This window comes from Mucilaginibacter sp. UYNi724 (assembly GCF_054057495.1).
The window spans coordinates 87,608-113,766 of the sequence record NZ_JBSRZI010000002.1 but is presented as its reverse complement, the minus strand read 5'-3'; the positions used below and the strand labels follow the sequence as shown (position 1 = coordinate 113,766).

The 26,159-nt window shown below is 38.1% G+C and carries 29 protein-coding genes; 12 read left to right on the top strand and 17 right to left on the bottom strand.

The window, feature by feature from the left end; translation table 11 throughout:
* Positions 1 to 61: 61 nt before the first annotated feature.
* Positions 62 to 499: a hypothetical protein gene (locus ACVW0P_RS03330; protein WP_457130819.1), complete on the top strand. Its 438-nt coding sequence runs from the start codon at positions 62 to 64 to the stop codon at positions 497 to 499.
* On the opposite strand, the gene ACVW0P_RS03325 is transcribed toward ACVW0P_RS03330, so the two are convergent.
* Together ACVW0P_RS03325 and ACVW0P_RS03320 are read right to left on the bottom strand one after the other, a co-directional pair.
* Positions 496 to 1,137 carry a hypothetical protein gene (locus ACVW0P_RS03325; protein ID WP_457130818.1) on the bottom strand — a complete coding sequence of 214 codons (642 nt, stop codon included), beginning with the start codon at positions 1,135 to 1,137 and terminating at the stop codon, positions 496 to 498. The genes ACVW0P_RS03330 and ACVW0P_RS03325 overlap by 4 nt on opposite strands.
* 53 nt (positions 1,138 to 1,190) lie before the next feature.
* Positions 1,191 to 3,197: a type IV secretory system conjugative DNA transfer family protein gene (locus ACVW0P_RS03320; RefSeq protein WP_457130817.1), complete on the bottom strand. Its 2,007-nt coding sequence runs from the start codon at positions 3,195 to 3,197 to the stop codon at positions 1,191 to 1,193.
* Between the two features lie 367 nt (positions 3,198 to 3,564).
* Between ACVW0P_RS03320 and ACVW0P_RS03315 the strand changes: the two genes are divergently transcribed.
* The 6 genes from ACVW0P_RS03315 (at position 3,565) to ACVW0P_RS03290 (ending at position 7,287) form a co-directional block, all read left to right on the top strand.
* On the top strand, positions 3,565 to 3,930 hold the full coding sequence (locus tag ACVW0P_RS03315; RefSeq protein ID WP_457130816.1) for a plasmid mobilization protein: 366 nt from the start codon (positions 3,565 to 3,567) through the stop codon (positions 3,928 to 3,930).
* Between the two features lie 59 nt (positions 3,931 to 3,989).
* Positions 3,990 to 5,045 (top strand): relaxase/mobilization nuclease domain-containing protein, encoded by a 1,056-nt coding sequence (locus tag ACVW0P_RS03310; protein ID WP_457130815.1) that lies wholly within the window; start codon positions 3,990 to 3,992, stop codon positions 5,043 to 5,045.
* A gap of 50 nt (positions 5,046 to 5,095) precedes the next feature.
* Complete coding sequence (locus ACVW0P_RS03305; RefSeq protein ID WP_457130814.1) at positions 5,096 to 5,509, top strand: hypothetical protein; 414 nt, start codon at positions 5,096 to 5,098, stop codon at positions 5,507 to 5,509.
* Between the two features lie 172 nt (positions 5,510 to 5,681).
* The gene (locus ACVW0P_RS03300) at positions 5,682 to 6,590 is read left to right on the top strand and encodes a hypothetical protein (protein WP_457130813.1); all 909 of its coding nucleotides are present in this window, start codon (positions 5,682 to 5,684) and stop codon (positions 6,588 to 6,590) included.
* A 129-nt stretch (positions 6,591 to 6,719) separates the two neighbouring features.
* Positions 6,720 to 7,103, top strand: coding sequence for a hypothetical protein (locus ACVW0P_RS03295; protein ID WP_457130812.1), 384 nt, complete (start codon positions 6,720 to 6,722; stop codon positions 7,101 to 7,103).
* On the top strand, positions 7,087 to 7,287 hold the full coding sequence (locus ACVW0P_RS03290) for a helix-turn-helix transcriptional regulator (protein ID WP_457130811.1): 201 nt from the start codon (positions 7,087 to 7,089) through the stop codon (positions 7,285 to 7,287). Before ACVW0P_RS03295 ends, ACVW0P_RS03290 begins: the two co-directional genes overlap by 17 nt.
* A gap of 111 nt (positions 7,288 to 7,398) precedes the next feature.
* Here the strand turns inward: ACVW0P_RS03290 and ACVW0P_RS03285 are convergent, their stop codons facing one another.
* The 3 genes from ACVW0P_RS03285 to ACVW0P_RS03275 are packed head-to-tail and all read right to left on the bottom strand — an operon-like array spanning position 7,399 to position 9,123.
* Positions 7,399 to 7,848: a hypothetical protein gene (locus ACVW0P_RS03285; protein WP_457130810.1), complete on the bottom strand. Its 450-nt coding sequence runs from the start codon at positions 7,846 to 7,848 to the stop codon at positions 7,399 to 7,401.
* Positions 7,849 to 7,868: 20 nt separating this feature from the next.
* Entirely contained in the window at positions 7,869 to 8,303 is a 435-nt protein-coding gene (locus ACVW0P_RS03280; protein WP_457130809.1) for a hypothetical protein, read from the bottom strand.
* 28 nt (positions 8,304 to 8,331) lie between these two features.
* Positions 8,332 to 9,123 carry a hypothetical protein gene (locus tag ACVW0P_RS03275; protein ID WP_457130808.1) on the bottom strand — a complete coding sequence of 264 codons (792 nt, stop codon included), beginning with the start codon at positions 9,121 to 9,123 and terminating at the stop codon, positions 8,332 to 8,334.
* A gap of 274 nt (positions 9,124 to 9,397) precedes the next feature.
* On the opposite strand from ACVW0P_RS03275, the gene ACVW0P_RS03270 reads away from it, so the two are divergent.
* Together ACVW0P_RS03270 and ACVW0P_RS03265 are read left to right on the top strand one after the other, a co-directional pair.
* Positions 9,398 to 9,637: a hypothetical protein gene (locus ACVW0P_RS03270; RefSeq protein ID WP_457130807.1), complete on the top strand. Its 240-nt coding sequence runs from the start codon at positions 9,398 to 9,400 to the stop codon at positions 9,635 to 9,637.
* 40 nt (positions 9,638 to 9,677) lie between these two features.
* The gene (locus tag ACVW0P_RS03265) at positions 9,678 to 10,178 is read left to right on the top strand and encodes a JAB domain-containing protein (protein WP_457130806.1); all 501 of its coding nucleotides are present in this window, start codon (positions 9,678 to 9,680) and stop codon (positions 10,176 to 10,178) included.
* A gap of 255 nt (positions 10,179 to 10,433) precedes the next feature.
* Here the strand turns inward: ACVW0P_RS03265 and ACVW0P_RS03260 are convergent, their stop codons facing one another.
* The 3 genes from ACVW0P_RS03260 to ACVW0P_RS03250 are packed head-to-tail and all read right to left on the bottom strand — an operon-like array spanning position 10,434 to position 12,259.
* A complete protein-coding gene (locus tag ACVW0P_RS03260) occupies positions 10,434 to 11,435 on the bottom strand; it encodes an alpha/beta hydrolase (RefSeq protein WP_457130805.1) in 1,002 nt (333 codons plus the stop codon).
* Positions 11,436 to 11,442: 7 nt separating this feature from the next.
* A complete protein-coding gene (locus tag ACVW0P_RS03255; RefSeq protein ID WP_457130804.1) occupies positions 11,443 to 11,937 on the bottom strand; it encodes an SRPBCC domain-containing protein in 495 nt (164 codons plus the stop codon).
* Positions 11,927 to 12,259, bottom strand: a complete 333-nt coding sequence (locus ACVW0P_RS03250; RefSeq protein WP_457130803.1) for an ArsR/SmtB family transcription factor — start codon at positions 12,257 to 12,259, stop codon at positions 11,927 to 11,929. Before ACVW0P_RS03250 ends, ACVW0P_RS03255 begins: the two co-directional genes overlap by 11 nt.
* A gap of 885 nt (positions 12,260 to 13,144) precedes the next feature.
* Between ACVW0P_RS03250 and ACVW0P_RS03245 the strand changes: the two genes are divergently transcribed.
* Positions 13,145 to 13,429 (top strand): type II toxin-antitoxin system RelE/ParE family toxin, encoded by a 285-nt coding sequence (locus ACVW0P_RS03245; protein ID WP_457130802.1) that lies wholly within the window; start codon positions 13,145 to 13,147, stop codon positions 13,427 to 13,429.
* Positions 13,430 to 13,440: 11 nt separating this feature from the next.
* Positions 13,441 to 13,752 (top strand): HigA family addiction module antitoxin, encoded by a 312-nt coding sequence (locus tag ACVW0P_RS03240; RefSeq protein ID WP_457130801.1) that lies wholly within the window; start codon positions 13,441 to 13,443, stop codon positions 13,750 to 13,752.
* A 9-nt stretch (positions 13,753 to 13,761) separates the two neighbouring features.
* Here ACVW0P_RS03240 and ACVW0P_RS03235 read toward each other — a convergent pair whose 3' ends face one another.
* Positions 13,762 to 14,730: a tyrosine-type recombinase/integrase gene (locus ACVW0P_RS03235; RefSeq protein ID WP_457130800.1), complete on the bottom strand. Its 969-nt coding sequence runs from the start codon at positions 14,728 to 14,730 to the stop codon at positions 13,762 to 13,764.
* Positions 14,731 to 14,747: 17 nt separating this feature from the next.
* Positions 14,748 to 14,993: an Arm DNA-binding domain-containing protein gene (locus ACVW0P_RS03230; protein ID WP_457130799.1), complete on the bottom strand. Its 246-nt coding sequence runs from the start codon at positions 14,991 to 14,993 to the stop codon at positions 14,748 to 14,750.
* A 498-nt stretch (positions 14,994 to 15,491) separates the two neighbouring features.
* Between ACVW0P_RS03230 and ACVW0P_RS03225 the strand changes: the two genes are divergently transcribed.
* A complete protein-coding gene (locus tag ACVW0P_RS03225; RefSeq protein WP_457130798.1) occupies positions 15,492 to 16,733 on the top strand; it encodes a site-specific integrase in 1,242 nt (413 codons plus the stop codon).
* A gap of 524 nt (positions 16,734 to 17,257) precedes the next feature.
* Here the strand turns inward: ACVW0P_RS03225 and ACVW0P_RS03220 are convergent.
* The 7 genes from ACVW0P_RS03220 to ACVW0P_RS03190 form a co-directional block, all read right to left on the bottom strand.
* Positions 17,258 to 18,415 carry a hypothetical protein gene (locus tag ACVW0P_RS03220; RefSeq protein ID WP_457130797.1) on the bottom strand — a complete coding sequence of 386 codons (1,158 nt, stop codon included), beginning with the start codon at positions 18,413 to 18,415 and terminating at the stop codon, positions 17,258 to 17,260.
* Between the two features lie 46 nt (positions 18,416 to 18,461).
* Positions 18,462 to 20,639 (bottom strand): peptidase domain-containing ABC transporter, encoded by a 2,178-nt coding sequence (locus ACVW0P_RS03215; RefSeq protein WP_457130796.1) that lies wholly within the window; start codon positions 20,637 to 20,639, stop codon positions 18,462 to 18,464.
* A 289-nt stretch (positions 20,640 to 20,928) separates the two neighbouring features.
* Positions 20,929 to 21,789: a DUF6625 family protein gene (locus ACVW0P_RS03210; RefSeq protein ID WP_457130795.1), complete on the bottom strand. Its 861-nt coding sequence runs from the start codon at positions 21,787 to 21,789 to the stop codon at positions 20,929 to 20,931.
* Between the two features lie 69 nt (positions 21,790 to 21,858).
* Positions 21,859 to 22,950: a glycosyltransferase family 4 protein gene (locus tag ACVW0P_RS03205; protein ID WP_457130794.1), complete on the bottom strand. Its 1,092-nt coding sequence runs from the start codon at positions 22,948 to 22,950 to the stop codon at positions 21,859 to 21,861.
* Between the two features lie 108 nt (positions 22,951 to 23,058).
* On the bottom strand, positions 23,059 to 23,295 hold the full coding sequence (locus ACVW0P_RS03200; RefSeq protein WP_457130793.1) for a hypothetical protein: 237 nt from the start codon (positions 23,293 to 23,295) through the stop codon (positions 23,059 to 23,061).
* A 106-nt stretch (positions 23,296 to 23,401) separates the two neighbouring features.
* On the bottom strand, positions 23,402 to 24,997 hold the full coding sequence (locus ACVW0P_RS03195; RefSeq protein ID WP_457130792.1) for a vitamin K epoxide reductase family protein: 1,596 nt from the start codon (positions 24,995 to 24,997) through the stop codon (positions 23,402 to 23,404).
* A gap of 491 nt (positions 24,998 to 25,488) precedes the next feature.
* Positions 25,489 to 25,824 carry a hypothetical protein gene (locus ACVW0P_RS03190; protein WP_457130791.1) on the bottom strand — a complete coding sequence of 112 codons (336 nt, stop codon included), beginning with the start codon at positions 25,822 to 25,824 and terminating at the stop codon, positions 25,489 to 25,491.
* Positions 25,825 to 26,159: the final 335 nt, after the last annotated feature.

Sequence of the window (26,159 nt, the reverse complement as noted above, 5' to 3'; positions counted from 1 at the left end):
TGAAAACTTTAAAAAACGGCAATGTTATTATTATATAAATTCACCTAAAAAAATTTAATTAATGTCTAAAGGAAAAAACAAAAATATTTTTCAAAATAATAATCAAGGACTTAATAATAATGGTAATAAATCATCGCTTACAAATAAAAACAGTTTGTTATATAATATATCTAACAGACAATCACGAAAAACTACTGTAGACAAATTATCTAAATCAAGACGATTGTATATAAAAGTTGTTAAAAACTCTCGCATTAAGAGCTTTCCAATGATTAAAAATGAAAAAATAAAAAACCTTGATGAAGCGCCAGCTGATTTACAAGCTTTATACAAATTATCGGTGATAAATGCATATAGGGAAAACAAGCTTACAGATGAAACCGTCGAATTTGACAAGCAAATAATTTCTGATTTTAATTCTTTAAATTCAGAAATTGAGCAAACTAATGAAATAAAAAAATTGGAATTAATTGGTTACGGTACTCAAATTAATTTTTAGATGTCATGTAATATTGAAAAGCAGGTAGATTTGTTATTTATATGAAACCTTCCTTTCCATGTAAATCCGTCACTATTCCAAATGTCCTGACCACGAAATTTTCGTATAAGTTCTTCACCACTTCGAGCCTTAGTATATAAAGAGGTTAAGTCTTTAAAATCTAATTCTGCATTCCTCATTAAAGTTGAGAACAAAAATTGTTCATTAATATCCCACATTAAAAAACCAATTTTACCCCACTTTTTATAACCATCGTATAAAAACTTAAAATTTCCAAGATCAATTTTTTCATATGATCGGGCTGCTATCAAATCAATTGTGGTGAACCCATATTGGATTCCAAAGTTAACTTGTGATTTAACACTCTTTTTTCCGATCTCGTGTTCTATCTTAGAACTAATCAGTTTAAGATTGTTTATTGTTTTTTTTTCAAAATCGATCAAACGATACATTTTTATAACATAGGGACTTTGTATATCAACTACAAATTTTTTATACCGCGAAAAGTCTGTTGAAGTAACTTTTTTTCCTTCTGGCGTATAAAGCTGATAAGTAAAGCCTTTATGCTTTTCATTAGTATTGTGCAAACCTAAAATGCCAGTTAGTTCAAGTATATTGTCTTCAGTAAATGATTTCATGTGAAAGGTTACTATAATCTGCAAAGTATATAAATGTTTGAATATTTTAACAATTAATTTATATAAGGGTTTCTATCAGCCCTTCCACTCAATTCGGGCACCAAATAATAGGGCACTTTAGGAACATATGTTGGCGGCAGATCGCCGATAAACATGAATATCTGCTTACCGGATGCGCGGCGTAACTCGTCGGTTGTTATCAGGCGCCTGGCATTGGCGGTGGCTTCGTCATTCTTCATGATAATATTAGACGTTTCACCAATGGCTTTACTGATGTATTCCGCCGAAAAATTATCATTAATTGTGAAGTATTGCCGCACGTTACAATTAGCGATAAAGGTTTCCCAATTTTCTTTGTAAAGGTTTTGAAGCTGAATAAGCGATTGCAGGATCGGCCAGACAGTTATGTTGTAACCGGCATAGGTGCTAAGCGCCGTTTCAATCTCCGGCAGATAGCCAAGGGCTGCAAATTCATCGAGCAAGAACGTGACACGGTTTTTAGGTTTACGGATAACCGCCCGCATCATACTTGTGACCACCAAACGCAGCCACCTATAATGTGACTTCAACTTATCAGCGGGAATTATCACATAGACGGTTGTTTTACCCTCAACCAGTATCTTAGGGTCAAAACCACTTTCAAGGGATTTTTGCAAAGCTGGCGACTTTAAAAAATCCGTTGCTTGCAATACGCTTGACATGATACCGCCAAAGGTTTCTTCACCAGCGGCCTGAAATTTCATAATTTCAAGGCCAGCGTTTTTGATATTCAGCCCATGAACAGGATGTAAGCTGATGCACATATCTTGGACTGTTTTATTCCAATCTTCCTCGTCAAATCGCGCCCACTCCCACAGCGTTTTTAAAGTACATTTTTCTTTTGGTTGTGAAATAACAATCTGCAACAGCAATCCGGACACAACTGTGCGGGTCGAATCCGTCCAAAACTTATCACCGGCCTTTTGGTCAACCGGCACAATCATTTCAGAAATTACTTGTATATCGTCCACCAGATGCGTAGAAGTAATATCCAGCATATCAAGCGGGTTATAATTTTGCGCTTGCCCTGTATGGTCGCCTAACAGATCCCAGGGATTTAAAATGATAACATTTTGCCCTTTCTTCCGCTGATAGCTGGCGGTAACAGCGGCGTTTTCCCCTTTGGGATCAATCACCACCCAAGACGTTTCCATTGTGCCTGCACCTAACAGATTAGGGATTATAATATTTGTGCCTTTGCCGCCGCGCGTTCCGGCTATTGTCAAAAGATGTCCTTTATCTTTGAAAGCCATATCTTTGCCGATGTAATACCCGTCAATATTCTGAAAAGGGGATAATTCATGAGGTTGCGCAAACCGGGCCGAGCCAAATTTTTCGGTTTCGTCCATATGGCGGTAAACTTTCCTTTGCCATGCATAAAATGCGCCCATCGCAACGCCCGTCAACACGGTGTTAGTCACCAGATAAACAATAAAAGCAACTGGGCCATAACCAAGAACATTCAGAAGCAGATAATAGCCGATAAATATAACAATCGTTATTACCCATGCAGCCACGATACCCAAGCCCATCGACACGCGCGTTACCGGGTGCATCGGATGCAAATTTGGTTCTTTGCCGTAAGGACGGCCAAAGCGGTTATATGCCCTGATAAAACCACATAAGGCACCAACAACCGAAATAATGGTAAACAAGACGCCTATCATAAAAATGACCGCGCGATTTCGAGACTCGGGATTTTTTCTAAACTCAAGCAGCCGTTTTAATTCGTCGGGATAGATTTGGAACCAGCTTTTAGCAAGGAAAGGCTCTTTAGGCTCGATAAAATTATGCGGTGGCCGGGGCGGGGCATTATTATGCGTTGGAGGCGGATTATCGTTTAAATTTTCATCGCTTGCTATTTGCTTCCCTTGTATTTTATCGCCAAAATTAAAACTGATATTTTTTCCGAGTTGAATGCGGGAAGGTTGCGAACCGTCAATATTGGACAGGTCAATTCTTAATTTAGGAAGTGAAGGCTTATTCTTATCTTCAGGTTCGGGAGTGTCATTTTCGGCCATAACGTGTTTAAGTTTAATGGTGACAATAAAAGAATATCGCGGATGATAGTATAGGGTGAAAACACCCTTTTTTAAAAAACCGTAATTCTACGTGGTTTTGTTTTGCTTCAAAAGAAACTGCTTCGCATCATTTTTTCTTTTCATGGCCTCTACGTTGTAATGCATTGCTAACGATTATAATATATAGATGCTAAGTTGCTGATATACTTGACATTTCCGTACAATCGTGTATATTAGTGAAGTGTTGCAAGATGTGGTTTGTAGCTACAATAACTATCGTTATTTTGCTCCAAACCTTTCTTGCAAGGGGGGAGAAAATCTCCCCCGCTTGACCCCCCTTAAGACAACAACAAGTAAATTGTAAACCATGGCACGACCTCTAAAATCGGATGCGGAAAGACGCGACTTTACGTTTCGCGTCCGTGCAAATTCATTTGAACGAGAACGCATCGAGCAAAATGCTAACGATGCCGGGCAAGAGCCGAGTGTTTATTTGCGTAGCTTGGGGACTGGCACCAAGCCGACCCGTACCGTGCCGACGCAAGATCGTGAAGCATTGCTCAAAGTTCTTGCAGCGTTAAACAAGGTTGGCAGCAACCACAACCAAATCGCCCGGTCGCTTAACCGCAGGCAGGACAGCGAAGATTTAAGCGGCATTTCATTTAGCAGCTTAAACCTTGCCTTTGATAATATTATCGACCTTACGGCGCAACTTATGGACATCTTGAAATAATGGTTATTACTGGCGACATACGGGGCAATGGCAGTCAACTTTATGGCTATCTTCTCGCCATGGGCGAAAATGAAGAAATCCATATCCTTGATGTGGACGGCATCGAAGATGCTTCGCCCGAGTATTTGCAACAAACCATTATGGGCATGGAACTAAGCGCCGAACTCACCAAAAGCGATAAAGCATTCTTACATGTCCAGTTAAGCCCCGCCTATGGGGAGGATAAAAGCATGACTTACGATAGCTGGAACAAAGCCGCCGATATATTGGCCGCCGAAACGGGCTTTGAGGGCCAGCGGCGTGTAATCGTCTTGCACACTAAAAAAGACCGCACCCACGGGCATGTGGTTTTTGAGCGTTACAACCCTGAAACCGGCAAGATCATTGATAACAAATACAGCAAATTCAAAATGAGTGATGCCCGAAGTAAAATCGAACTGGCATTGGGTCATAAGCAAACCCCAAAACGCAATTTGCAACGCTTCGCCCTTAAAGAAGATATTACCGCCCTATGGCTTAAACATCCCGATGGCAAAGCATTTATTGCCGCAGCAAAACGCCATGGATATATCATTGCCCAGGGTACGCCCAAGCGACCGTTCCGTGTTGTCGATGGCACTGGAAGATCCTTTGACCTTTTGCGGCAATTAGAAAACGTCAAAACCAAAGAAGTAAGGGCGCGGTTGCGGCACGAAACGCTTATTACTGAAAAGCAAGCAATCGAACAAATCAGGGAGCAACAGGCAAGCGGCGGCGGCAAACGGGAGAAACAACAACCCGAACTTAAACCAAGCACGGTACAGCTTGCCCAAGCGTTTGCCGATAATCGAACAGATGTCTTAAAAATAGATACGAATAAAGCAGACCATCCCAAAACACAGCAATTTGCGCAAACCCTCAATAAGTTCGAAGCCAACACTAAAGCCGTTACAAAAGAAGAAACGCCGCCGGTTGATGAAGAACAGCAACGTAAAGAAAAAATCGCCGCAGAGTTTGCAGCAAACAAACAAAGCGTTGTTGATGCACAAATACAGCAAGAAGTCGCCCGGCAAAAGATACAGGAACAGCAAGCGCAGGTAAAAGCAAGGCAGCGGCAACGCAAGCATCAGCGGTAAATTTTTCAATTGTGGCAGTAATCTGCTACATTCGATCAAATATTTACGCCATGACATTGCCCGAACTTTACGAACAGCAGCAAATCGAATTGGAAAACTTCAAGGCGATGCGGGACAAAGCTTGGCAGCAACTGCAAAAAGAGCAGCAGGAAATCACCGCCGCTTTTGGCTCAAAAGAAAACCTGCCTGATGATATTGGCAGACGCTTTGAACAACAGCTAAATAATTATAATGAAGAATGGGCAATGAATGACGGCCACCGCCATAAAGAACTTGCCCACCAGCACGAACAGCAACGGCAGCAGGTTTCGGGTCATAAATCGCAATCACCTATTATCCCGCCAAATGATAACCGCAAACCCGATACAGACCATTTGACGGAAAAACAAATTGAACTGCAAAAAATCATCCGGCAGCAACAAGCAATTAAAGCCCGAAACCTGCAAAAGAAACGAGGACGTTGATATATCGGCAATCTACTTACACGACTTAATTTACTGTAGAGCAATGTTTTACATCAAATATTATTTCATGGAATAATTTTCTTAAAAAGATTTAACTTTTAAACAATTATTGTAACAATTCTGTGATTTAAATTTCCTAATTTGCCGCTGCAGATATAAACAACTAAACAAAATGAAATTCAAATCTTTAAGCCTTATCATCTCACAATCAAAACGGAAATTTTCAGCCGTTGCTGTAATTTTAGCCTTGTCTTTAACATGGGCTGCTTGTCAAAAATCAAATAGCGGTGCCGTTGCACCTGCCAAAATTGATCAAAAGCAATACGACAAAATAGGTCTTTTGCACAATCGTACCGTTGATAGCGTTTACAACATTCTATTGACGATGAAAACTAATCACAAACTAAGTTCATCTAAACCTGAACTTACCATGTTTGTAAAAACTTCGATCCTTAACGGCCTTACATCCAATGGTGAAAAAGGGCAAGTTATCAACGCAATAAATTCATCTATGAATGTCGATTTTAAAGTTATTAGCAATAATCACAGTAAAAAAATTAATTCGACAACTTTAAAGCCAACGGCGCTTTATTCGGATTCGTTAGCGGCACATTTATCAGTAAATCAAAAATTGGTTTTCGATAAGCTTTTGTCTGTAATGACCGATGAGTCAACAAGCTTTGAAGAGACAAAAAATCAAATCAATGCTTTAGAGGCAAGTGCAAAATTGGACTTATCTGAAAATGAATTACCTCTTATTCTCGTTTCAACATCCATTGCTAAAAATACTGTCGAATATTGGCATGATAACATTGATAAATGGAATGCTTTACTTAATGATAGCAAACTTTCGACGCAGAGCCTTAAAAATAATGTTGATCAAGCAGGTGGTCCAGGATTTAGCTGGAAAAGTGTTGGTGCCACTGATGTTGCGACTGGCGCGGGTGCAGCAGTTACAACCTGGTGGCTTAACGTTGCCGGAGGTCCGATGAGTGGGCAAATTGCATACGGCACAGCTATTGCCAGTGCTGCTGCCGGAGGATCAGTTGCCAATGCCATTTATCAATTGATCAATAACTAATAGTTTTAATCCTATCTGCAATAAAAAGGTCAAATTAAAATTTGGCCTTTTTATTGGGCTTTTTAAAAAAGACAAGTATATTTGTCAATAAGGAAAGTATAATATTCAAAAAGACAAAAATTTACTTGCATGATTTTCACATCAAAATTTAAAGTACTTGGAATTATCATTGTCGTTGGAACAATCATAACGGGAGTGATTTTCCGATTAGCTTCTGTACCAAGAAATATTTACACTAAAACATTTTTAGTTGACTTCGTTATCATTGGGCTTGCGTTCTATGGACTCTCAAAAGATAAAATTGAAGATGAACGAACATTAGCAATTCGTCATAAAAGTATGGCTGGGGCGTTTATTTTTTCAATCATCTATTGCCTGCTTATTTCTCTCTTCAATCTATATGTTGGTGATTTCCAATTGAGCGCTCAAGAACTCGTTATGGTGACACTTATGATTTATATTTTATGTTTTACCTTTTTAAAGCGATCAGACAACAATGAAAATATTGATTAAAGTTGAGCGTGCTAAAAGAGATATGACACAACAGGAGTTGGCAGGTATCGTTAATGTTTCAAGACAAACAATTAATTCGATTGAATGTGGCCGGTATTCTCCTTCGGTACAATTGGCAATAAAAATATCCGATGTATTTAAAATATCGGTAAACGAACTGTTCGTTCTTAACGAGTCAGATTAATAGTTAGTTGGTTAATAAAGCCCCCTCACACTTGCTGTTTGGGGGCTTCAACCTAAACCTTATCACAATGTAAATGCGAGGCACTTACAAGAAGGTAAATTAGCGGAAAATTTATTGTTTTTTCCTGCAATAGAAAATTCTTACGTTGGTAATGCTTGGTGTATCAAGCAATGGTTCCTCGTTTCGCAACACCATGTGTTTATCATCCAAGCTTAGCACTTTAAAAGAAAACGGCCCAGTATTGCCACCAGTACAATTGATATGTTTGGCGGCACTATCGTATGTGTAAGGATATTGATATGGCGTACCATTTATATCAATGTCCCTATAATCAAGCTTACCGTTCGCCATAAAATTAAATCGGTCATAGGTATTGGCAAATGACGTGAGTTTAGTTTCTAATGTAAGTTTGGTTCCTTTATAATGCCTGGTATATAAGGTGTCAGATATCCAAGAGCCTTGAAGTTTTTCAATTTCCGGCTTCTGGTCGCTGTTTGATTTTGTGCATGCAAAGGCAAAACATAAGGCAAGCATGCTTAGAATTATCGTTACTTGTTTCATATCTAATGGCTTTAAATAAGTTATAGGTCTATCTGAATTGATTTACAGGTGTAACTATCGTCACAAGGCACGTTAATCGTTCCTTTGAAAGTTCTGTTTTCAGAGGTAGCCGTGTAAGAGTATTTTTTGCCAAATAGCAGTTGTGCAACTGCATGCTTCTTATAAGTGGCATTCGCTTTATTACAGGCATCCGGGGCGGTTGCTTCAAAAACCGAAAGCGTATTAAAATCCAAGGATGCATTGGATTTATCGTTGCCCTGTTCATCATAAATTTTAATGGTATATGCCCCGCCGTCATAATTTTTGGACACCCAAAACATAAATTGGCCGGTAACGCCAATGCCGCCAATTGCGCAAGTGCCGTCATTGGATTTGTTTGGTTCTTTTTTACAGGAAATAATAAGTATGGTTGATAAAACGATGCAAGAAATGTAGAATAAATAGATTTTTTTCATGGTATTTTTATTAATGTTTATCGTTTGATTATGGGATGCAGTTAAAGGACTGCATTAACCTCGCTTGTTGTTTCTCGTTCAACAGGTCGGCATATTGCGCATCACGCTCGGCCGCAACTTGAAACCCGATTAGCTTGGATTGCTTAAACCATGTTTCGGCTTTGCTGCCGGGCGGGATATACAGGTTGTATTGCGCATTGGTGATATGCGGCTTCATTTCGCTATTATGATTAGGTAGCTTTGCACTACTTACCGTGGTTTTAAGGGTAGCAATGTTGTTGCCCTCGAAAATGAACTTAATGCTATCAATCTTTAAAATAGCCACGTTGCGGGTATCGGTCAGCAATTCTGCCAGCAGCACTTTGGTATTGTAGATCAGGATAATTTTGCCGTCTTCCTTGGCAAGCAGGAAGTTGCCCTGTTTGGTTGGGCTTTTAACCATGGTGACAGTTTGGCCAACATTGTTTTTGCTTGTCACGACATCGCACTCCTTGCTCTTTTGGATAACAGCATAAACATGCGGCCCATTACTTGCAGCGGCTGGCGGCTCTGCCTTGATAATAGGTTTGGTTTCCTTACCCAGCATTGCCGCGATAACATCATCCGGTACGCCTTGTTTTTTAAGCGCAATCATGGCTTCGGTTGATGTATCGAAATTGCCTTGTTTGTTTTCGATAGATTTAATAATTACAGCCTTTGGCAAGGCCGCTTTAACCATGCTCACAACTTTGGCATTGGTCAGGGTTTCGGGTTGCGGCGGTGTTTGCGCGCGCAAAATGCCGCCGATCAGCAGCATAACAATTAGTAGAAAGGGTTTCATAAAAAGAGCTAAAAGTGTCTTAGCCCCTAATAAGACGGGTTAAAAAAAACAGCGTGGGGCCTCACTTGCTACCACGCTCGTCGAAAGCGTACACACGAATGATATAACCCCACGCGTAGCGTGGCAGTAACTCATTACTCGTGTGTTTTTGCTTTGAAGTTTCGACGATTCGGTAGCTAAAAACGAGTACGCTATTGCGGAAATAATTGAGTCTAATTTACGGACATAAATTAGGAGTCAAAGAATTATCTTTTATTTTTTGCGTTGGTATTAAATGTTGCCAAATGAAGTCACAATTAAATTAGGCAAATTCTTAGAATACAGGCGTGAACAACTCGGTATAACCGAATACGATTTTGCCCAGACATTAGATGAAAGTATCTTTTATGTGAGGCAGTTAGAGCAGGGCATGATTGACCCTGAAATCCCCGAACTGGCATACATCTTAAAAGAGTTAGATATGACCATGCCTCAATTTGCGGCAGCTTTTGAAGACTTGACAAACCTCTTCTGATATAGTAGGAATATGTTCCTATAATTATGTGAGGTTGTTAATGGATTTATTCAAAGTGGCAGAAATCGAACTTGTTTATAAACAGAACGGAAGTACAAGCCAAAGACCTAAAGTAACCAAAGGCGAAGAAGCTTATAATATTTTGCTTAGCCATTGGGATGAAACTAAACTTGATTTACTGGAGCAATCCAAAATATTGCTGCTTAACCGCGCTAATCGTGTTTTAGGTATTTGTGAAATGTCCAGTGGCGGTATTGCTGGAACAGTCGTCGATCCACGGTTGATATTTGTAACGGCACTTAAAGCCAATGCCTGTGCAATCATCCTTGCACACAACCATCCATCCGGTAATTTAATGCCAAGTACAGAAGATAAGAAAATGACTAATCGCCTGATGGATGCAGGGAAATTATTAGAGATTGAAGTGCTGGATCATATCATCGTTACCAGTGGCGGCTATTATTCTTTCGCCGAACAAATGGCTTATCAAAAAGTACAGCATGGCAATAACTATTATTTGGAAGTTCAACCACCATTTTAAAAAATTTAAATTAAATTATAAAAAAGTTATTGCCAGTTAAATAGAGTACATTGTCGAAGTAGCAATACTATACCATCCGACATGAAATTATTACCAGAAGATAATGCCGCGATTAGTTTCCAATCAGATGATTTAAGAATTTCTTTTATAGATCATTTAAACATAGTTTATTGTGCCAAAGCCCATTTAATAGAACGACTATTACTTCTCGATGATAATGTAGATGTTTTGAATGTCGTCTAAGCTTTCGTTGTTTTATTCGCCAATTACTTTGTCCAAAAACCTCTCAGTTTCATTTTGTACAGTTTCTATATCGTTAGATAAAATTGGTGTTGTCATTTCGTGGTTTGCAACATTTTGAAAAGCAATTTTCTGTTTTGTTTCAGAATGCAATTCATCAAACATTTTTAACATTGCTGGAATAGAGGCAACGGTGTCTTTAACTGTTTCATTTTTATACCAATAGCCCATAAACACTGGGCATTGAACTTTTTCAAAAGTTTCTTTCTTCATTGTGGCAACAAGGAAATTTTGAAATTCTGCTAATCCATTAAAGTTATAATGTGTCGTCCAATACTTTGCGTACTCTGCATTAAAAGGCTTGTATTCAAAGATTGATGAACCTGTGAATAAATTAACAATCTTTAATCCCCAAGGCTTCACAAATATTTTGGCATTTTCATCGTGGGATTTAATACAAGGCGAATATAAAACAAGTGCTTTTATTTTTGGATGTTTTGAAGCCAGGTATAACGACAATGGCCCGCCAAATGAATTTGAAATGATAATTACTTTTTCGCCTAATAATTTTGTAATTGCCAATGCCTTTTCCGCCGAGTTTGCAAAATCGTCTGCTGTTATATTCGCCATTGTATTGTCGCCAAGGTCAATGCCGTGTCCTGCCAACCTTGATAGATATAAATTAGCCGAATATTTTTGAGCAATGTTTCTATGAATTGGGTATGCTTCCATTTGCGAAGCCCCAAAACCGTGAATGTATAAAAAGGCATATTTTGTTTTGACCTTTTTAGAAGCGTCTGCCCAAACTATTTTTGCTTCACAATTTTTCTTTATCCCTTTTGTTGCTTTCTCTTCTAAATCTATATTCTTTTCCAATGTTTGTAAATCATTTGGTAAATTAAAAGCAATTGCTTCTAATTTTGGAGTTGAAGGTTTGGGCCCTAAATAATAGGCAATTGTTAGTACCACAATGACAGCAACAATTATTTTCGCGGATTTAATTAACTTTTTTTTCATTTCATTTTTACTTGTTTAAACTCTGTAATAATTTGTCTAATTGTTTATGTGCCGTATCAAGTGCTTTTTCCATTCCATTACTTATCATTCCATCTCTAAATTGTGAAGAAGAGCAAACTGTATGAATAGTAACTTTTGTTTTAGCGTTATCAATATTTTCAAAAGTTGTGGTTTCCAGCACAGCGTCCATCTTTTGTGGTAGTCCTTCAAATTCAGAAGTTTTTACAATTTTTTCAAATAAAGTTACTTCGTGAAATACACCACGAAAACCAAACTGCATCCCGTTTTGATGTTTATGAAAATGTCTGTAATTACCACCTGTTTTACAGTCCATAACTTCTATTTCCATTTTAAGTTCGGCAGGCAAAAACCATTGAACAAATAGGTCAGGTAAAGCAAAGGCCTTAAAAACGATTTCCTTTGGCGCATCAAATTCTCTTGTTATAAAAAAATCTTGTTTGTTCGGTTCTGCCACGATTTTTGTTTTGCTGTTATTTTCCATTTTTTTTACTTTTTAAATTATTTAATACATTGTCTAATCTGTTAAACTTGTCTTCCCACATATTTCGGAAAGGTTCAAGCCATTCATTTACTTCTTTTAACTTATTGGGTTGAATAGAATAATAATATTCTCTGCCTTGAATGTTAAGGGTAAGTAGTCCACACTCTGTTAAGATTTTAATATGCCTTGAAATCGCCTGCCTGCTTAAGTCGAAGCTGTCCGACACATTATTTGGTGTCATGGGGTTTTTAGCAATAAGTCCGATTATGTCTCGTCTTGTTGGGTCGGCTATTGCTTGAAATACATCTCTTCTTGTTTCCATGTTGGTCTATTTGCTACAATGTGGTTGCACAAATATATGAAACAATTTGGTTGCGCAAATTTATTTTTGATATAAGTCAAACCTTCACTTAAAAAATTCTCACATTTCGTGTGATAATAAAGCTGGTTATCAATCAGTTTACTAAAAAAATAAATTTGTTTTTTAGCGGTTTTTACGTGATGAAATCATTAATTTGTTTGAAACAAAAAATCTTAACAACATTGCCTAATAGGTAATGAGATGAAATATAGCTTCAGTTTCAAGGGAGTCGAATTACTAATTTGTTTAAATAACTCACTATGATGTGATGCCGTTATCGCTAAGCCGTTTGATCTAAGCGACTTAATCGATGCCATTGAAAATCAATTAAATTAATTTTAATTTGATCAAAATTAATAACCTCTCGTTGTACACCGAGGGGCTTTGGAACGGCAATTACTACTAACTGAAAGCGATTTTAGCTTTCTGATAGCATTTTTAAAAAGCTACAAAATTCTTGCCATGAAGAAATTGCCAAGAAAAGAAAAAATATTTTAATGTTTCTTGAAATAGAAATGCAATGACCAATCTCTAAAATCCTACAATAATGTTTAATGCAGTATTATTATTTTGAACACAAATTAGTGCGATAGCTGTATTATTACCCCAGATATCCCAGATAGAAATAGGTCTGGCTCCTATCATGAAACACGTACTGGATCATATTATCGTAACCAGTGGCGGCTATTATTCTTTTGCCGAGCAAATGGCTTATTAAAAGGTCAAACGCGGTAACAGCAATTTCTTAGAAGCATTACCACCGTTTTAATTGAGCCATGAAAAGAAAAATGTAACTTATTTGCATTTTCTATTTGACAAGTGTAAATTTACACTTTACAATAAGATATGATCCAAGGTTTTAAGCATAAAGGGCTTCGTCTGTTGTGGGAGCAAGGCAATAGCAGTAAAGTGCCTGCCGATCTCGTCAGCCGGATTGAACGAATGCTGGATATTATCGACTCGGCCCAAGCGGTGCCGGAAGATTTTGGAGCTTTTCAAAACTGGAATATCCACAAGCTTTCAGGCGATCTGAAAGACTTTTGGAGTATCAAGGTAAATAAGAATTACCGGATCATCTTCCGCTTTGACGGGCAACATGCTTACGACCTTGACTACATTGATTACCACTAAAGGAAAACGCCATGAACAAGAACATGAAAAGACAAATGAGACACATCCATCCCGGTGAAATCCTGCGTGACGAAGTGATTGCCGCCAATGAACTGACGGTAACCGCAACGGCTAAAATGCTGGGCGTTTCCCGTGTGACCCTCAACAATATCATTCATGAGAAATCAGATATTAGTCCCGAGATGTCTTTTCGCATTGCGAAGGTATTTGGTGGGACGGCTGATATTTGGGCAAATCTACAGACGAAATTTAATTTGCATCTTGCCGCAATTAAAACAAAAGAACTTGATTTAAAGCCGTTTAATTACCAGCATTCGGCTTAATACAGTTATTTATTTTGCTGGCTGTACTTCAAGCCTTGCCATTACATCATCCATAGCACTATCAATTTCTTCATTCACAAAATTGTTGTTCATATAGCCCTCTGTTGTTTTCAAATCAGAGTGTCGGAAAATTTCTTGTAGCTTATAAGCAGGGATTACGCTTTTTGCCATCTGCGCGAAACTGTGGCGGGTTTTATGCGAGGTGGCTTGCTTATTTAATCCTGCTCCATCCATCGCTTTTGCCATGTGATAATTATTCGATTTAATGCGCACCTTGATATAAGCCTGAACTTTGGCCTTATCATTCAAGTCAGCCAGTTTTTCTAAATCGGGGAACAATAAATCATGTTTTGGCTTATCACGTTTATATTGTGCTAAAATGGCCTCAACCTTTGGCGAAACTTTTAACGACCCGCCTTTTTCATTCTTACCCATTTTATAATACAGACGGCCATCCTCAAAATCCGACCATTTAAGGCGCAGAACATCCGAGGCGCGCATCCCGCCGCAATAAAAAGCGAATAGCCATATGTTGCGGGAATGATTGGCTTCGTCTTTTAGTTCGGCATTTTCAAGAGCAATAATATCGGCAGGGATCAAACCGCTCTTTTTGCTATCAGGAAACTTGATAACAACACCACCTTTGCCGAAAGGGTAATATTTAGGGTCTACCAATTTATCGGCAATCGCTTGGTTATAAATTGAACGAATAACCACAAAATGATTGACGGCTGTACGTTCGGTAATGGTGCGGGTGCCTTTCAGCCATGCCTTAAAGTCCTTCAAGAACGTTACATCTATCTCCGAGAAATGGACATCACGGTTATTCAAAAACTCCTTTACACGCTTTACACGCGGCTTCTCCGCGGAAACACGGTTGAAGTTTCCGGCCTTTTCGAGCCGTGCGATATATAAATCCGCTTGCTTGAAAAACGTATTATCTTTTGCGGCTTTTACGGCACGTTTGATAACATGCACGGAGGTATCGGTATTATTTACTTCAAGAGTTGGATAAGCTTGTCGTTTGCCTCACTAACACGCTTTGCAATCAGATTATTTAGCCAGGCTGAATTGGGGTGCGATTTTTTAACCTTGGCATTTTTAACATCCCAATCACTCTCTTTAATCGAATGCCCCAATGTGATAACCGACTTTTTGCGGTCCTTGAGAATTTGAATAATAATCGCATATTCACCGTTTGCGCTTTCACGTTCGCGCAACCACACTTTTATCGAAGCCATATCTTATTGATTTAGTGACACTAAGATACGAAATACAGGTGAAACATTGGTGAAACATTTGGCGATTTTTATCAACATTATGCGGTTTTATCCGATATAAAAAGTGCCTTTAAAGCACAAATAAGCCTGTTTAACCTCGAATGACACCGCAAGGAACATGACTTAAAATCCTGTTCCCGTTAAAGGAGTGCGGGTTCGATTCCCGCTCTGAGTACAAGAGCATGATTCAAATGATGCTAAAAGCCCTTAAATCAACGATTTAAGGGCTTTTTTGTTAAAAACATTCTATCAATAATCACCAAAATACCCATATTTATATTGAGTGATTCGTTGAGTCATCTAAAGAGAAAAAATGACTCAATGGAAATCTCATAAGAAATTGTGAATCAACGTGTTCGGACATTGAACATCTTGTTTTATTAGCACTCAAAATCGACATTTGTTTAACGTATTAATTGAGTACTTATGTTCGAAAAAAGCTTCGGGTTATTATTTTTTATGAGGAAACCCAAAAATCCCAAAAATGGCCCTTTACCTATTTACTTAAAAATCACTGTGGATGGTGCTGCAAAAGAATTATCGACTAAGAGAAAATGTGAACCATCTCAGTGGAATCCAAAGGCAGGCCGCGCCATCGGCACCAGAGAATCCACAAAAGAGTTGAATCGTTTTCTTGAAGTCATGGAACAAAGTGTTTACCGTGCGAAAAGAAAACTGATTGACAATGATCGAGAATTAACTGTTGAGCTCCTAAAAGATTCTTTAACCGGAGCTGATGAAAAGAAAATAATGATATTGGACGTATTCAGAAATCACAATGTTCAGTTAAAGGCATTAGAAGGTATTGATTTTGCGTCTAACACAATCGACCGTTACAATACAACTATCACTCATGTGTCGACTTTCTTAAAATGGAAATACGATGTTGAAGACATTGAAATCAAAAAACTTGATCATGAGTTTATTTCGGGTTTTTGCTTTTGGTTTAAGAGTGTACAAAAATGCAATCATAATTCAACCATGAAGTATTTATCGAACTTCAAGAAGATTGTATTGATATGTGTGAAAAATAAATGGTTGCTATCAGACCCATTTTCAAATTTCAAGTTTACAACCAAAGTAGTTGAACGGACTGCCTTAATCGAGTCCGATTTAACAAATCTGACTATCAAGTTCTTCACGAATGAGCGCTTATCTAATGTTCGTGACATTTTTCTCTTCAGCTGTTATACAGGATTATCATATGCCGATGTTCAAAAGCTGAAGAAAACTGATTTAAATAAAGGGATCGATGATTCCATGTGGATTTATACCAATCGGCAAAAGACCGGGGTACCGTCAAGAATCCCCTTGCTAAATGAAGCAATTGAAATCATTGACAAGTATATCGAACACCCAAAGTGTCAAAATAGTGGTTTACTGCTCCCCGTTCTAAGTAATCAAAAAATGAATTCCTACTTGAAAAAAATTGCTGATGTTTGCAACATTGACAAGACTTTAACTTTTCATATCGCGAGATATACTTTCGCTACAACGGTCACTCTAAATTACGGTGTACCGATAGAGACAGTGTCGAAAATGTTAGGCCATACAAATATTAAACAGACCCAGCATTACGCTAAATTAAATGACAAGAGAGTAAGCGACGATATGCTTATGCTAAAGAGTAAACGCTTGTGCGCTATCAAACTCCTTTGCTTGTTTGAGTTGCGCTTCCAGTTCTGCAAGTTTCTCCTTTAGCTGCTCGATGAGCTTGAAAATGATTGTTTTGTATCGGCATGATAGCTTTCAATAAACGTTGACTTAAAGATTTTAAAGTTTAATTCCTAATAAGCTTACGGCTAAATTTCGATTTTTTGAGAACAAAAATCCATTACGTAGATTAATCGTCATAATAACTTTTAGAGAATAATTAGATTACTTCTCGAAATCAATCAGTCTCTAGCTTGTTTATATTCATTTCGTTGGGTTTAAATTTATGCTGTTCCAGCCATTTAGCAAGTTAAAAGATTTAATTACCAATCTGTTTCTGCCTTCCACGCGTTCATTAGATTTTTCATATCATTCTATTTTTTATAGGTAGAATGTGTAAGGTTACAATTTCTTTATAATCCGTCAAGGTTTAAAGATAAAGTAAAAGCATTGGATGTGACTTCATAAGCCCAACTAAATCACTACATTACATACAAGTCAATGGTCATGTACTGCGGATACGCGAATAGCTTGATAGACAATACCCCTGATCTAAAAGAGTAATTTTCACGCTATTTATGCGCCATAGCCCCTATTACGTTCCGGCTAAGCATTTGAAAAATTGTAGCGTTTTGTGTAATAATTTCTGCATCAGCCATCATGCCTGATCTAACATGGATGGGCTTGTTTTGATCCGTCGAGTTAGTGACGTTAATATTTACTATCGAGGAAAATAAATGGCCTTTATCTGGTGTATTTGTTACACATTTGATTGTACCTCTCAACATCCCATATTCTTCAAACGGGTAACTTCTTAGCTTAATCAACACATGCTGACCTCCTTTAACCTTCCCCTTATCGTTTTCGCATATCAGCATCTCACCGAAAAACTGCTTATTAGCGGGGTCAATGTAAAATACATTCTGGTTGGCAACAAGCAGCTGGTTTTGATGAATGATACCTGCAAAACGCAATTTACCCGCTGCTGACGCCGTCAAAACATATTTGTTTTTCCAGTCTTCAGTTTGGCCTATCATCCTGTTCAATGCTTTTAAGAACGACGCCCGTACTTTTAGCTCATAATTAGCTTTTATAAATTGTTTTTCGTTAGTGAAGTAGTTGGTTTTAGTAGTTACAAGCGAAGAGTCGGTTCGCACAATTGGCCGCTTTTTGGTCGGGTATTTATTTTCTTCGCTTGTTATGCCAGCAGAAGTTGTTTTTAGACATTGTCGCTTTTCTAAGGATAATTTGTACAATGAATATCGCCGCAAGAACGATTGGTAACCAATTTGTAATTCGCCTAAGTGCATGGAATCTACGCTAAATAAATTCGCATCGGTAACATTTGGGAATTGTTTTAAACTTCTATGTAATAGCCGAAGGTCGCCGAGTAGCTTAATTACCACCTTGTGATCGGCAGTACTTTCAATAAAAGCTAATGACTGCCCCGTAATAACGTGATCGTTCTCGCGCACTAAAATTTCTAAAACTTTGCCAGCCACGTTTGCAACAACAGGCTTCGGGGTGTTTCGAGAATCAATTTTCAGCGTTGCCTTAACCATTTCCGGATACTTTATAAAGGCGGAAAGAACACCTAATAAAACAAGCACTATAAAAAAAAATGTGATGCCCCAAAGAAGTATCCACGATGGCACTGCCGTGATAATATCCCGCACTTCATCGCTGTGCCTAGTTTCGTCGTCTTTTTCTTGTCTTGATATTAAAACCATGTGATAGTGTATAATCGACAATCTCGTTTTTATTCAATAAACAAATCTAGGTTCCCAACTCCAACTGGTTCCTTACGAGGTTATAATAATTTCCTTTAAGAGCGGTAAGCTCATGGTGGGTGCCTTGTTCAATTATCTGTCCCTTGTCAAGTATAACAATGTTATCTGCGTTGCTTACTGTGCTTAAACGGTGTGCAACAATAACTACGGTGCGACCGTTAAAAAATTCCTGCAGGTTATTCATGATAATGCGCTCGTTATTGGAATCCAATGAATTTGTCGCTTCGTCGAAAAGCAGGTACTCCGGATCTTTATAAACTGCACGTGCAATCAATATACGTTGACGCTGTCCTTGGCTTATACCGTTGCCTTCTGCTCCTATTTTTGTGTTTAGGCCCAAAGGAAGTCCATTGATAAAGTCACGAATATTTGCGACCTCAATAGCGTGGGCAAGCTTTTTCTTATCGGGATATTTGTTTCCTACAGCTATATTTCGTTCAATACTGTCTGAAAATATAAAGCCGTCCTGCATTACTATCCCGCACTGGCTTCGCCAGGTCTTAAAACTTATGTTGTTTATGTTCTGCCCGCCCACTTTTATTTGGCCCTGTTGTGGTTCGTAAAATCGAAGAAGCAATTTAAGTATTGTTGTTTTGCCGCTGCCGCTCATGCCTACTATAGCCGTTGTTTTACCTTGGGGAATTTCGAGGCTAATGTTTTCCAGAACCGGCTCGTTACCTGCACCCGCATAACGGAAAGTCAAGTTGCATAAAGATATACTTTTATTGTCGGGTAATGTATGGTTCCATTCCCTATCGGCCGGTTCCTCATCTTTCATCTGATGTATTTCGTTGAGTCGCTCCAAGCTTATCTTGGCATCCTGAAATCCTTGCATGAAAACAAGTAAATGCTCAATAGGGCTACTTAACTGGCCCACTATATACTGCACAGCAACCATAGCGCCCAGCGTCAGGTGATTATTAATAACTGCTTCAGCGCTTAAAAAAGTAATCAAAATATTCTTTCCTTCGTTAATGAAGGTAGCCCCGCCTTGTTGGTACTGGCTAAGGGCAAGTGTCTTTACGTTAAATTTAAAAAGCCGCGCTTGAATGTGTTCCCACTCCCAGCGTTTTTGCTGCTCACAGTTGTTTAATTTTATTTCCTGCATGCCGCTAATCAACTGTACAATGCTACTCTGGTTTTTGGCAGATACATCAAAGCTCTTATAGTTAAGCTCTCGGCGGTGCCTTAAAAAAAGCATTATCCATAAGATATAAAGGACACTGGTAACTGCAAATACGAAGAAAATAGACACATTGTAGTAAGCCAGTACAATTGAAAATACAATCAAATTAAAGATGGAAAAGATAGTGGTAAGTGTAGACCCTGTTAAAAAAGACTCAATTGTCCTTTGGTCATTAATTCGTTGCATGATGTCCCCCGTCATTTTTGTATCAAAGTAACTCATCGGCAGCTTCATTAGCTTAATTAAAAAATCGGTGAGAATAGAGATATTAATTCGGGTACTGATATGCAGAAGTATCCAAGACCGGATAAATTCCACGCTTACTCGGCCTACAACGAGTGCTGTCTGTGCAATAATGATAATGTAAATAAAGTTTAAGTTTTTTGTGTTGATACCAATATCAACGATTGACTGCGTTAGGAACGGCGTTATCAACTGAAACAGGCTGCCTATACCCAGCCCAAAAAGCAATTGAACAATTAGCCTGCGGTAAACGATCAAATATTTGAATAAGAACGACCATCGCACCTCCTTTCCGCTTTCATCATCCTGCTCATAAAACCGCGGTGTTGTAGAAAGCAATAATGCGATGCCTTCAAGGTTATCCTTATCCTGCCGCCAGCTTTTGTTGAAAGTGTCTTCATCGAGAATGAAGAAGCCGTCAGCCGGGTCTGCCAGGTAATAATTATGATTTTTAATCTTGTAGAGCACTATGAAGTGATATTGTCTCCAATGTAAAATACAGGGCAGTTCTGCTTCCTTTAACTGCTCGTTGTTGACCTTTACGCCTAAGGTACGAAATCCCATTTTTTGAGCTGCGTCGCTAATGCCAAGTAATGAGGCGCCTTCTCTATTAATTTCACAAAGCCGGCTTATGGTTTTTTGACTATAACTACGGCCATAATGCTTTGCAATCATGCGCAGGCAAGTTGGGCCGCAATCCATGCTATCCAATTGTTTGTAAAACGGAAAGCTCATCTTTTAAATATCTGTTCAATGCTTACATAAAAAGTTATGGAAACAATATTAAAATTGATTTTTTTCACTCGTATACAATTAACGTTTTAGACCTAAATTTGAACAACAACAATTCGGTTGCAATCGTCATATATTCTTACCGTTGCTCCAAATCTTAGCTTTTTTCATGCATTATTATTAATTTATATAGCATTCCGCTACGACATGTGGCTTACTTTTATATAGTTACGCTTTTTTACTTGCAACCATACGGTAATCTTCGCAGGCCTCCATATGACGCAGTACGTTTCTAAGTCTTTACTACAGCTTTTCGTCTATTATATATGTTTATGGTACTGATTGTAATTGTTTCTTTTATTTGAGGCTCTTTTTTAGGTGGTACAAAGTGTCGTTTAAAATCGATTAGATGATATAGTAAAACTTCAAATCGATTTTTATAAATAAGTGTGCCGTTTTCCCACTTCAACCGGCCTGGGCTGCCACCTTCAATAATATGCATATCAAAATATGGCTTAATATAACCACATGACTCCATTTTTTTTACCACATGCATCATGCTTTCTACCTCACTTTCAATTTCGTCAAATGGTTTTTTTTCTTCAAACTGCCGATGGGTGAAATTTGTCTCATCGAAACAATAATGGATACAGCTGCTAAACACCTTTTTATAGTCTTTGCTGTGTGTGTACAGCAAAGACATCTTTTCGGTATTTTTATATAATAAGAAACATCCGGGTATCCAATCAGGCCTTGTACTTATAATATCGTATTTCTCAAGAATGTCATCGGTCATAAATTCTCTAATGTTACCAAAAACTAAGTCGATGTCACAATGTCCCCAAATATCATAGTCGTATAATAGCTCAGAAAAAATGTGTCCGTATGCCGGCTTAAAATCACACAACTTATAGCCGTTTTTTATATCAGTATCAAAACCCATTTTGTTGTTGATAAGTTGCTGAAGTTCTGCAAGCGGCTTAAGAATTAGCTTCACATTAAGTGGAAGTGGTTTCGTATAAAATTGATCGTCTGTAACAACGTAAAAGTCGATTGTTGAATTATAACTACAAGAATGTACAAAGTAATTAAAGTACCATGGTAAATTACCATAATAGCAAACTAGCATTGCGATACTTTTAAATTCTTTCATGTTTGATCATGTATCTTTACATCTGTTGGCCAGAAAATCTGATTCGAATTCTGTATTGTGAAGTTAAACTTATTGGTTAATATCAAAGTTAATAATAGCATCATGTAGTGGCTTAAAGCACTGGGAAGGCGAAAAATTTTTTACAACGAAATCGTGTGCATTTTGTTGCATCGTTTCTCTTAGAGGCTTATTATCAATTAATCTTGATAGCGCCAATACAAATCCGTCGTCGTCATCTGCAACTGCAAAACTATTATTTGCGCCGATCTCAATTCCCCTTGCACCGTGACGCGTTGTAACTAAAGGCTTACCATGTGCTAAAGCTTCAAGGTTTTTTATTTTAAGCCCGGCACCAAATCGTACGGGATTAATTATAATGTCAGCTTCTTCATAAATCTTTTCAAGGTCAGGTTCAAAACCTTTCAAATTAATACGAGTTTTATCAGAAAAATCAAGTTCAGCGCACACAGTGCCATAAATATCGAGCTCTACATTATATTTTAAACTTACTTTATTCCAGCATTGCTCTACAAAATGTTTAATGCTGTCGGTATTTGGGAGGTAGCCGCTAGCAACAAACACAATCTTCTTTACTTTGGGCCGTCTTTCATGAAAACTAATTTGGCAGGGGTGTGGGCAGAGCAAGGCTTTACTACTGTCAGTCATTAAGCAGGCTTTTTCAAAATCGACCTGACTTATCATGATTACATGATCATATATAGTATATATATCAGCTTCGTCCTTTTCCTGCATTTCATACAATTTGCCGCCATAATTGAACTTTTCAAATTCTTTAGTACGTTCACTTATAATATCATGAGTATCTAAAATTACATGACAATCATAAGGTAAGAAGTTTAAAAAATAACTATTGTGGATATACTCTATGATTATTGTATCAAAAATCCTGCTTTTTAAAAATGATTTTAATTTCCGCCCGAAGCCATTAGAATCAAGATGCCTTTTGCGTTCCAGGACGATAAATTCAATTCCATATTCGTTCCGTACTATACTTTCAACGCCATCGTAAGTAGGACCTGTAAACACCGCTGTTAAAATGAAATTAGCAGATAAATATTTTATTAACGCAGCTATTCGCACTCTGTGTCCGGAGCATTGCTCCCAAAAATCAACGTCGGTAAGCAGCAACACCTCTTTCATTTACGGTCATTTAATTTACGAACTTTGATCACACATATATTAATAGCATATAGAAACCCCTATTATTAGCGAGCTTCTATACGCTAAAATTTTTATCGTTGGATCGTTTTATGAACAATACCCTCCGTAACCTTGATTAGAACAATATAATCCTGAACAGCAATATCCTGTTGATCCGTTGTTGCAATAAGTTCCTCGCGTAAGGCATCCGCCACTTCCGCCACCTGTGCCACCACCACCTGTGCCACCACCACCACCTGTGCTGCTACCAGCCATAATGTTTTTTAATTCAGCCCTGCTTAGCACGTTTTTTACGTTACTCAAGCTTAATTTTGTAATTTTCATAATTTCATAAAAATTGATTTTTTTACCGTAATCACGCTCCGGTAGTTTAAGCGGTATGCAGTTATAAAGCGCATACTCCTTTACTTTGGCCAAAGTTTCTTTAATGCTACTGCAGCATATATTTTAAATCAGTTAACTGGTAAGTAGATGGTAGTAAATGCCCGTTTATAAGCATAGTTGGTGTAACAGCGACCTCTGCCATCTCACACCATGCCTTTTGCGCATCGAGTTTATAATAATCGGTCTCTACCAGCGTAACCGGATGGGCCTTTGCCCATGCTTCGTAATCTTTTTGCTTCTGTTCATACCAGTCGTGCAACGCATTTTTTACCTGCGTTTTATCCAATAGTGCGTTTAAAGCCATTAAGTGTCGGGTGACCGGTGTTTGTTGGTCTGAATCGGTATTTTGTGCTGTGAACACTATACGAGCCTGTACATCACCGTTTTGATTTATTATTTCGCTAAGAACCTTGTGCATTTTTGCACAGGGCTGGCAATAAGGGTTCGTTACCATCGTTATCACATTATTAGCTTCGGCCTTACCTAAAATTATGCTCCAGTTTTCGTCAGGTTGCTTAAACTGTGGCTGCGCAGAAAGGACCTGGTTAAATAGTTCACTGTTATATTTAAACTTGCGCAATTGCTCTTTAAGTGGTCTTAATTGCTGCAATTTGAAAAATATTGGCCTTAGCATCAGCCATAACAGAATAGGCGTTAAAAAGCATATCAACATTAAGCGAAACACTTCATAATTTCCGTAGCTAAAGTAAAAATGAGTAGTAGCCGCGTTAATCACTAGTGGTAAAAACTCCAGCCATAGCAACACCTGTATAGTACAGCATAGAATACACCACTTTTTCGCTACCCTCGCCTGGTAATAGATTGAATAAACGGTATAAGGCAGGCTAAGAAAGTTAAGTATAGCTAACACGGTCAATACCGGGGGTGAACCTCCGCCGAATTGTAATAGCATCCAGCTTCCTGCAAAATAGAAAAAGCCCACCTCGCTCCAGGTAAGGCCATCAAACACTTTGGCAGCTTTTGAAGATAAAATGGCATTACAGTCTGTATTATCTCCGCCTTGGCAAAGCACCTGTATAAGTGGGTTATTGCTGTCAACCGATTGCACCAACAATAAGATGGATGCAATTAATCCACCTGTTTTTATGATAGCTAATAATGCAATTAACCAGTTTAGATTGGAAAAGTAGCCACTGTTAGACAAGAGCGTTAAAAAAATCAACAAACAGCCTGCTGTTAACACAGCCGGCTTAAACTTGTAGACCGACGACAGCAAACTGCCATTTTTAATAATTTTCTTATCCGGTTCTGCGATGAGTGCAACACCCTCAAATACTAATTTAAAATTTCCGAGGCCGAGTTTGTTCACTTCTTTCCTTTCGTCAGAAAAATAAACATGTTTAGCATCCATTTTTGTAACAACTGCAAATTCGCCGCCATTAGTGTTCAGATTGACTAAAAATGGGGTAGACAGCTCACCCAGTATCTCAAATTCTGCCCGGAAAGCACTATTTTCGATGTGTAATGCGGTCAGCACATCGCTTACGGCAAGCATGCTCGGATAATCGGGGTGCTTTTCCAGTTCATCAATAACAGTTTCCGGATCAATGGCAACCTTTAAATATCTTAAAAGATTAGTTACAGCCGCTTCGGCATTAGAGCGCTTACTAAATAAAAACATAAACGAAATACGTTAAAGTTTAAAAAAATAACACAAAAACATCTGAGCAACAGTTATGAAGCCGAAAGAAAAGAAATAATTATTTTGAATTTATATTGGTGAGATAAACTTAACGAAAGCGTTCTTTAAAAGCAAAGTTTATTTTAAATTAAATTTGCAGTTTTACAGGGGAAGGCTTAATCAATCCTTTTTTGAAATACGACTTATTACAATCTATGAAGTAGACGGTTACAAAACTTTAACTGTGTGGTTCTGTGCATTCTACCATGGGATTGTTTCATGACAGTTAATAACTGTGATCGGCGACGTTTTACTTGTTTAATAATTCAATGATTATTCCAAGATTGTTTCTAAACAACATCGCTTTCAACATACATTCCTTCAAATATCCTCCCATGTGGTGTATCGCAAAGCTGAATTCAATAATTTAATTAAGTTTAGAGGCCGCTGTTAAACGACCTCTAAATGTAAATGAACTTACTGGTTAGAAATTATGCTACGCAGGTTCCTGTTAAAGTATAACAATATAATCCAGAACAGCAATATGGGCCTTGAGAACTGCAATAACCTTGTCCACGTGGAATACATCCGCCACTTCCGCCACCTGTGCCACCGCCACCAGGACCGCTGCTGCCAGCCATAATGTTTTTTAATTCAGCCCTGCTTAGCACATTTTTTACGTTACTCAAGCTTAATTTCGTAATTTTCATAATTTCGTAAAAATTGATTTTTTTACCGTAATCACGCTCCGGTAGTTTAAGCAGTATGCAGTTATAAAGCGCATACTCCTTTACTTTGGCCAAAGTTGCTTTAATGCACTGCAGCATACATATTTTAAATCAGTTAACTGGTAAGTAGATGGTAGTAAATGCCCGTTTATAAGCATAGTTGGTGTAACAGCGACCTCTGCCATCTCACACCATGCCTTTTGTGCATCGAGTCTATAATAATTGGTCTCTACCAGCGTAACCGGATGGACCTTTGCCCATACTTCCTAATCTTTTTGCTTTTGTTCATACTAGTCGTGCAACGCGTCTTCTACCTGGATATCAGCGATAAGTAAAACACTTACAAATGCTGATTTTAAGTTGTAGAGGCTTAGATTGTTCATTTTTTCCTTTCGTCAGAAAAATAAATATGATTGGGGTCCTTTTTATAACAA